Consider the following 8,125-nt stretch of genomic DNA (forward strand, 5'->3'; position numbering starts at 1 on the left):
CGGGTTTGCGAGATACTTCCGCCACCCTCGACGACCTTGGGAGAGCGCAGACATGGCCACCACACCGACGGTTCGCCGCTTGCAGCTGGGCAACGAGCTCCGCCGCGTCCGGGAGAACGCGGGCCGGACCCCCACCGAAGCCGCGACCGTGCTCGACTGCGCGGCCACCAAGATCAGCCGGATGGAACTGGGCCAGAGTCCCGTCGGCATCGGCGACCTCAAACTGCTCCTGGAGTACTACGGCGACGAGCCCGACCACATCGCGTCGATGCTGGAACTGGGCCGCAACACCAAGGCCCGCGGCCGCTGGACCGGCTACCGCGCGATCTTCCCCGACTGGTTCCGCATGTACTTCGACCTGGAGCAGGACGCCTCGGACATCAAGATGACGGAGGCCGAGGTCGTCCCGGGTCAGCTCCAAACCGACGACTACGTCCGCGCCCTGTACGCCAGCCACAGTCCGGCCGAGATCGACGATCGACTCAAGGCCCGCCAGGAGCGACGCTCCATCCTGACTCGCGAGAATCCTCCGACAATCAGCTTCGTCCTGTCGGAATCATGCCTGCACCGGGCGGTCGGCGACACGGCGGTCATGCGTGGTCAGCTCGACTACCTCGTCGCGATGAGCAAGCGGCGCAACATCCACATTCAGGTGCTGCCGTTCGACGCCCAAACACCCATGGCGGGGTTTCTCTACTACGGGTTCACACTGCTGACGATCGATTCGCCGGGCAACGCGTCGGCTCTTGAGTTCGTTTATGTGGAGGATCTCGACGACGCCCGCTACCTCGACGGTGATAATGAGAAGCGGCCCTACGTCAACCTGTGGGGTCGGCTGCAAGCCGCCGCACTGGGCCCGGTCGAGTCACGCAAGCTCATCCGGAACGTGGCGGAGCAGTTCACGTGATGGACCGGAGAGGAACACCCCATGACGAGGCAAGACCCGCAGTGGAGGAAGAGCAGCCGCAGCCAGGGCAACGGCCAATGCGTCGAAGTGGCCACCGGTAGCGACTGGTTCGGCGTCCGCGACACGAAGCTCGGCCACACCGGCCCGGTGCTCGTCTTCACGCCCAGCGCCGCTACCGCGTTCCTCGACACGATCAAGCACGACTGACGGTCGATCACCGGTAGGCTCTGCGACGCCACTGGTTCCCCGCGGCGCGCGTGCGCGGCGCGGGGAGGCAACAGGGAACCCGGCGTGAATCCGGGACTGCCCCGCAGCGGTATGTGGGAACGAAAGCCGTCACCGCGCGAAACGCGGTAAAGCACTGGATGTTCGAGTCCGGGAAGCGACGGCCGGTAGGCAGGCTGATGCAGCCGCGCCCATGAGTCCGAATACCTGCCAGCGGTACGTGCGCCGACGGCGTGCGTGAGTCAGGGCCTCGTGGGATGGGCGCGGACCGAGACGGGATTCCCCCGTCCGCCCCTTTCTTTCGCGCGCCCTGGCTCGGCCAGACGAGCTCGCGAGGAGAGAGCTGTGACCGGACAGAAGCCCATCGGCACGACAGTGCTGGGCTACCCGCGCATCGGCGCGGACAGGGAACTCAAGCGTGCGCTGGAGAAGTACTGGGCGGGCGGGCTGGACGAAGCCGCGCTGCTGGAGGTCGGGAAGAACCTGCGAGCCGACACCTGGCGCCGCCTGCGCGACGCCGGGCTGGACTCGGTCCCGTCCAACACCTTCTCCCACTACGACCAGGTCCTCGACACGACGGCGCTGGTCGGAGCCCTGCCCGCCCGGTTCACCGAGCTGGGCCTTTCGCCGCTCGACACCTACTTCGCCGCCGCGCGGGGCGTGCAGGACGCGCCCGCGCTCGAGATGACGAAGTGGTTCGACACGAACTACCACTACCTGGTGCCGGAACTGGGGCCGGACACCGCGTTCACGCTCGGCGGCACCAAGCCGCTCGACGAGTACCTGGAGGCCAAGGCCGCGGGCATCGAGACACGGCCCGTGCTGGTCGGCCCGGTGACGTTCCTGCTGCTGTCGAAGGCCGCGGGGAACGCACCCGAGGGCTTCCAGCCGTTGGAGCTGCTCGACCCGCTGCTGGCGGTGTACTGCGAGCTGCTGGGCAAGCTGCACGACGCGGGCGCGGAGTGGGTCCAGCTCGATGAGCCCGCGTTCGTCGGGGACCGGACCGACTCCGACCTCGACGCGCTCGCCCACGCCTACGAGGTGCTCGGCGGGCCGGCGCGTCGGCCGCGGCTGCTGGTGGCCGGGTACTTCGGCAATCTCGGCGCTGGGCTGGCGGTCCTGGCCTCCTCGCCGGTCGAGGCGCTGGCCGTCGACCTGGTCACCGATCCGTCGGCGGTGGACGCCGTGGCGGCGCAGACGGCGTTGCAGGACAAGGAACTGCTGGCCGGGGTGGTCGACGGGCGCAACATCTGGCGGACCGACCCGACCGTCGCGCTCAGCCGGGCGGCGACGCTGCTGGGCTCCGCGAAGACGGTCAGCATCGCCACCTCGTGCTCGCTGCTGCACGTGCCCTACGACGTCGAGCGGGAGGCCGGGCTGGACGAGCGCCTGCGCGGCTGGCTCGCGTTCGCCGCGCAGAAGGTCGACGAGGTCGTCCTGCTCGGCAAAGCACTGAGCCAGGGCACCGAAACGGTGACCGCGGAGCTGGACGCCGCCCGCGCCGCGATCGCCGACCGCGCGGCGTCGAAGGACCTGCTCAACGCCGAGGTCCGGGCCCGGATCGACGCCCTCAAGCCCGAGGACGCCGAGCGCGCCCCGTACGCCTTGCGCGCGGCCGCCCAGCAGGCCGCGCTGGGGTTGCCCGCCCTGCCGACCACGACGATCGGCTCGTTCCCGCAGACCGTCGACATCCGCAAGGCGCGGGCGGCGCACAAGGCGGGCAAGCTCGGCGACGACGCGTACCGCGCGGCGATGCACGCCGAGATCGAGCGGGTCGTGCGGTTGCAGGAGGACCTGGGCCTCGACGTCCTGGTGCACGGTGAGCCCGAGCGCAACGACATGGTGCAGTACTTCGCCGAGCAGCTGGCCGGGTTCGCCGCGACCGACAACGGCTGGGTGCAGTCGTACGGCTCGCGCTGTGTCCGTCCGCCGATCCTGTTCGGCGACGTCTCCCGCCCGGTGCCGATGACGGTGGGCTGGTCGCGCTACGCCCAGGAGCTCACCGACAAGCCGGTCAAGGGCATGCTCACCGGCCCGGTGACGATCCTGGCCTGGTCGTTCGTGCGCGACGACCAGCCGCTCGGCGACACCGCTTTGCAGGTCGCGCTGGCGATCCGCGACGAGGTGGCCGACCTGGAGGCCGCGGGCATCGGGATCATCCAGGTGGACGAGCCCGCGCTGCGCGAACTGCTGCCGCTGCGCGAGGCCGAGCACCAGGCGTACTTCGACTGGGCTGTCCGGTCGTTCCGGGTGTCGACCTCGGGCATCGCCGATGCGACGCAGATCCACACGCACATGTGCTACTCGGAGTTCGGCGAGGTGCTGCCCGCGATCGACGCGCTCGACGCCGACGTCACCAGCATCGAGGCGGCGCGCTCCAAGATGGAGGTGCTGACTGACCTCGACTCCGGCGGTTTCGGCCGCGGGGTCGGGCCGGGCGTCTACGACATCCACTCGCCCCGGGTGCCGGACGTCGCCGAGGTCAGCGGCCTGCTGAGGACCGCGGTCGGCGCGGTGCCCGCGGACCGCGTCTGGGTCAACCCGGACTGCGGCCTGAAAACCCGCGGCTACGCCGAGGTCGAGCCCGCCCTGCGCAACCTGGTCGCCGCGGCGAAACTCATCCGCGCCGAACAACCCACCTGACGCGCTGGCCAACTGCCCCTGAAGGCCACCATGACGGCGTATTACGCCGTCATGGTGGCCTTCAGGGACCATCAGGCATTTTGCCCGAACTGGGTATTGTCAGGTGGCCAATAAGGGAGGACGGTGTGGGTAACGATCTCAGCGGGGAGATGGTCACCATGACGAGCACCGTCGGCAAGGTCACCGGGGCACTGCGCGGTCGCGTGCCGACTCTCACCTCGATCCCGTTGCCCCGCCGCGTCGACGAACGGTGGCTCGCGAGCCGCTGGCCCGTCCGCGAGCTCGCTCCCCCGCCGCCCGGCAGCGGCCTGAAACCCGTGCTCGGCGACGACGGCCCGCCGCTGGTCGGGCACGTGCCGGAGATGATGCGGTTCGGCACCGAGTTCGGCCTGCGCCGTCACGAGATGTACGGCCCGGTGTCGTGGATGGGCGGCTTCGGCCGCCGCATCGTCGCGCTGTCGGGCCCGGCGGCCACCCAGATCGCGCTCGTCAACAAGGACAAGGCCTTCTCCCAGGAGGGCTGGAACTTCTTCATCGAGAAGTTCTTCGAGCGCGGCCTGATGCTGATGGACTTCGGCGAGCACCACCTGCACCGCCGGATCATGCAGCAGGCCTTCACCCGCGACCGGCTGAACGGGTACGTCGGCCAGATGGGCCCTGCCCTGCGCGAAGGCGTCGCCGGGTGGGCCGGCGGTTCGAACCCCCGCCTCTACCCGCTGCTCAAGCAGCTCACCCTCGACGTCGCCACCCGGGTCTTCATGGATATGCCGCCGTCCGCGGACTCCGCCGCGATCAACCACGCCTTCGTCAGCGCCGTGCGCGCGGGCACCGCGATCGTGCGTCACCCGGTCCCCGGCGGCCGCTGGGCGGCGGGCCTGCACGGCCGCAAGGTCTTGGAGCGGTACTTCGCCGCGAACCTGCCCGCCAAGCGGCTGGCCGACGGCGACGACCTCTTTTCCGCGCTGTGCCAGGCCACCAGCGAGGACGGCGAGCGGTTCACCGACACCGACATCGTCAACCACATGATCTTCCTGATGATGGCCGCGCACGACACCACGACCATCACCAGCAGCGCCGCCGCGTACTACCTCGCCAAGCATCCCGAGTGGCAGGAGCGCGCCCGCCAGGAGTCCCTCGCCCTCGGCGACGACGTGCCCGGCATCGAAGCGCTGGAGAGCCTGAAGACGCTGGACCTGGTGCTGAAGGAGTCACTCCGGCTCGTCGCCCCGGTGCCCAGCCTGGCGCGCAAGACGGTCAAGGACACCGAGGTGCTCGGTCACTTCCTCCCGGCGGGCACGCTCGTCGGCGTCTCCCCCACCGTGAACCACTTCTCGCCGGAGTGCTGGACCGACCCGATGCGGTTCGACCCCGAACGGTTCGGGGACGAACGTCGTGAGGACAAGTCGCACCGCTACGCCTGGATGCCGTTCGGCGGCGGCGCGCACAAGTGCATCGGACTGCATTTCGGAACCCTGGAAGTGAAGGCGCTGCTGCACGAGATGCTGCGGGCGTACCGGTGGTCCGTGCCCGCGCGGTACACGGCCCGGTGGGACTACGTGTCCCTGCCGATCCCCGTGGACGGCCTCCCGATGCGGCTCGACCGCCGCTGAAGTCCCCGCCTCCACGAACGAGCACGGAAGGTGACATCACGTCACCATTCGTGCAACACCATCACCCTTTCAGCCGGTAGACACCCCGTTTCGCGCATGATGCCGTGGCACTACTCGCGGCCAACTCATACCTAGTGTGGGTCCATGATCCGGGACACCATGCCTGAGCTGGCCTTAATCCGCGTATGAAGAGGTGAAGTGTGCCTGAGCCTGGTGCCACACCAGGGTTGGCAGACGTCGCGCGCCGTTGGGCTGTGACGCTGGCTGACACCAAAGGAGTATCGCTTCCCCCTGCCGAGCTCGAGGACATCCTGCTGGCCGTCGCCCGCGACGCGCTGTCGCAGGTCGAGCCGACACGCGATCCGGCCTTGATGCGGTTCACGGCCCTATACGCCGCTTCGCCCGTCGGCATCGCCCTCGCCGACCGGGACGGCGAGATCGTCGAGGCGAACATCGCGCTGGGCCTGCTGCTCGGCCACCCGCCCGAGCACTTCCGCGGGCGGAACATCGCGGAGCTCGGCTCGGAGGACCACGACGTCAACCGGCTGCGCACCGGACTCGAGCAGCTGGACGACGAGGTCAAGCCGTTCAAGGAGCGGCTGAAGCTGGACCACGCCGAGGACGGTCCCTTGTGGACCGACGTCCGGCTGAGCAGGCTGCCGGGCGACCGGCCGGGCTCGGCCTACCCGATGCTGATGGTCACCGACGCCAACGAGCTGCACCTGCTGCAGGAACAGTTGCTGCACCAGAACATCCATGACCCGCTGACCGGCCTGCCCAACGCCTCGGCCTTCGCCACCACCCTGGAATCCGCCCTCGGCAGCGGCGCGCGCGACCACATCGCGCTGATCTACCTCGACATCGACGGCTTCAAGGTGATCAACGACGGGCTCGGCGCCGGGGTCGGCGACAAGGTCCTGCGCGGGGTCGCCAACAAGCTGTCCTCGGTGTTCACCGAACACCACGGTTATGTCGCCAGGCTTTCCGGTGACGGCTTCGCGATCCTGCTGCGCGGCGAGCTGGTCCAGCGCGACGTCGTCGCGCTGGTCGAGGAGGCGCTCGAAGAGCTCAAGGAGCCGATCTACCTTGGCGAGCACGGGATCGGGGTCAGCGCGAGCGCGGGCATCGTGGTGCGCCCGGCGGGCGAGGGCGGTTCCGAGGAACTGCTGCGAGCCGCCGAAATCGCGCTGCACCAAGCGAAAGAGGCGGGCAAGGCGCAGTGGACGCTGTTCGACCCCGAGCGCGACGCCCATGACCGCAGCCGCTACCAGCTGGGCGCGGTGATCGCGGGCGCGCTGGAGAACGGTGAGTTCTCGCTGATCTACCAGCCGACGGTGAAGCTGGCGAAACCCGACGAGCTGGCCGCGGTCAACGCCGGGCTGCGGTGGAACCACCCGCACAAGGGCGAGCTGGACTCCGACGAGTTCTACCCGCTGGCCCAGACCACCGGCATGACCGTCCCGCTCGGGCGCTGGCTGCTCGCCGAGTCCCTCGCGGCGACCGCGCGCTGGCGCGGCCGCTTCGGCGACGGCGCACCGGACGTCTGCGTGCGGCTGCCCAACCGGCTGGCGATCGACCCGGACCTGGTGAAGATCGTCAAGGAAGGGCTGGAACTGCACAACCTGCCCGCACAGGCGCTGCGGCTGTGCACCGACAGCGACTCGGTGTTCGACCTGAGCGGCGAGGTCCTCGACTCCTTCGCGGTGCTCGCCGAGCTGGGTGCCCAGCTGGTGCTGACCATCTCGAGTTCGGCCGACCTGGAGCTCATCCCGCGCCACGGGCTCCCGATCCGCCACGTGATCCTCAGCGGCCCTGTCATCGACGCGCTGGCGGGCGGCGAGGCCGAGGCCGACGTCCGCCACCTCACCCAGCTCGTCACCCGCGCCCGCGAGCTGGGCCTGCGGATCGGCGCCGAAGGCGTCCGCACCGGCGAACAGGCCGAACGCCTGCGCAAGTACGGCGTGCTGGCGGCTCGCGGGGCCTTCGTCGCGGACTCGGCGACGGGCGACGAGGTGGACGAGCTCATCGAACGCCACCGGGCAGGCTGACCAGGTCCACGGCGACCAATCCGATTCGGGAGCCGTTCCGAATAGGGGGCAGGATGAACGCTGCCCGGCGACGGCCGGTGCCGAACTCGGAAGGACCTTCATGGACACGGGAGACCTCGCCCCGGACTTCACCTTGCTCGACGACCAGGGTGACGAACGCAAGCTTTCGGAGTTCCTCGCCTCCGGGCCGGTCGTGCTGTTCTTCTACCCCGCCGCGATGACCGGCGGCTGCACGGCCGAGAGCTGCCACTTCCGCGACCTGGCCTCGGAGTTCGAAGAGGTCGGCGCGCACCGCGTGGGCATCAGCCCGGACGGCGTGAGCAAACAGCGCGAGTTCTCGACCCTCAACGGGTTCGACTACCCGCTGCTGGCCGACGAGGGCGGCGCGGTCGCGAAGCAGTTCGGCGTGTACCGCCGGTTCAGCCCGCTGCACGCGAAGCGCCACACGTTCGTGATCGACACCGACCGCAAGGTTCTCGAGGTCGTCAAGAGCGAGCTGAAGTTCACCGTGCACGCCGACAAGGCCCTCGAGGTGCTGCGCGCCCGCAAGGCCGCCGCGTAGTCCCTAGGGCGTGTCTGGCAAGTCAAGTTCGCGGTCTTCGCGCCCAGGCGGCCCCTGGCGGCACGGGGCGCACGACCCGAGTACGACCCGGTACGAGGGTCGGCGCCCCGCACCGCCAGGAACCACCTGA

The 8,125-nt window shown here is 69.5% G+C and carries 6 protein-coding genes and 1 riboswitch; all 6 genes read left to right on the forward strand.

Annotation, left to right across the window (positions count from 1 at the left end; translation table 11 throughout):
• Positions 1-52: 52 nt before the first annotated feature.
• The gene (locus tag QMK34_RS12715) at positions 53-907 is read left to right on the forward strand and encodes a helix-turn-helix domain-containing protein (RefSeq protein ID WP_326414040.1); all 855 of its coding nucleotides are present in this window, start codon (positions 53-55) and stop codon (positions 905-907) included.
• Between the two features lie 21 nt (positions 908-928).
• A complete protein-coding gene (locus QMK34_RS12720) occupies positions 929-1,114 on the forward strand; it encodes a DUF397 domain-containing protein (protein WP_326414041.1) in 186 nt (61 codons plus the stop codon).
• A gap of 15 nt (positions 1,115-1,129) precedes the next feature.
• Positions 1,130-1,361, forward strand: a riboswitch (cobalamin riboswitch).
• A gap of 116 nt (positions 1,362-1,477) precedes the next feature.
• On the forward strand, positions 1,478-3,775 hold the full coding sequence (gene metE / locus QMK34_RS12725; protein ID WP_326414043.1) for a 5-methyltetrahydropteroyltriglutamate--homocysteine S-methyltransferase: 2,298 nt from the start codon (positions 1,478-1,480) through the stop codon (positions 3,773-3,775).
• Positions 3,776-3,933: 158 nt separating this feature from the next.
• Positions 3,934-5,385, forward strand: coding sequence for a cytochrome P450 (locus QMK34_RS12730; protein WP_442785145.1), 1,452 nt, complete (start codon positions 3,934-3,936; stop codon positions 5,383-5,385).
• A 371-nt stretch (positions 5,386-5,756) separates the two neighbouring features.
• Entirely contained in the window at positions 5,757-7,433 is a 1,677-nt protein-coding gene (locus QMK34_RS12735) for a diguanylate cyclase domain-containing protein (RefSeq protein ID WP_326414055.1), read from the forward strand.
• Positions 7,434-7,533: 100 nt separating this feature from the next.
• Complete coding sequence (locus tag QMK34_RS12740; protein WP_326414044.1) at positions 7,534-7,995, forward strand: peroxiredoxin; 462 nt, start codon at positions 7,534-7,536, stop codon at positions 7,993-7,995.
• The last annotated feature ends 130 nt before the right edge of the window (positions 7,996-8,125 follow it).

The organism is Amycolatopsis sp. H20-H5, from assembly GCF_035828755.1.
Lineage (GTDB): Bacteria > Actinomycetota > Actinomycetes > Mycobacteriales > Pseudonocardiaceae > Amycolatopsis.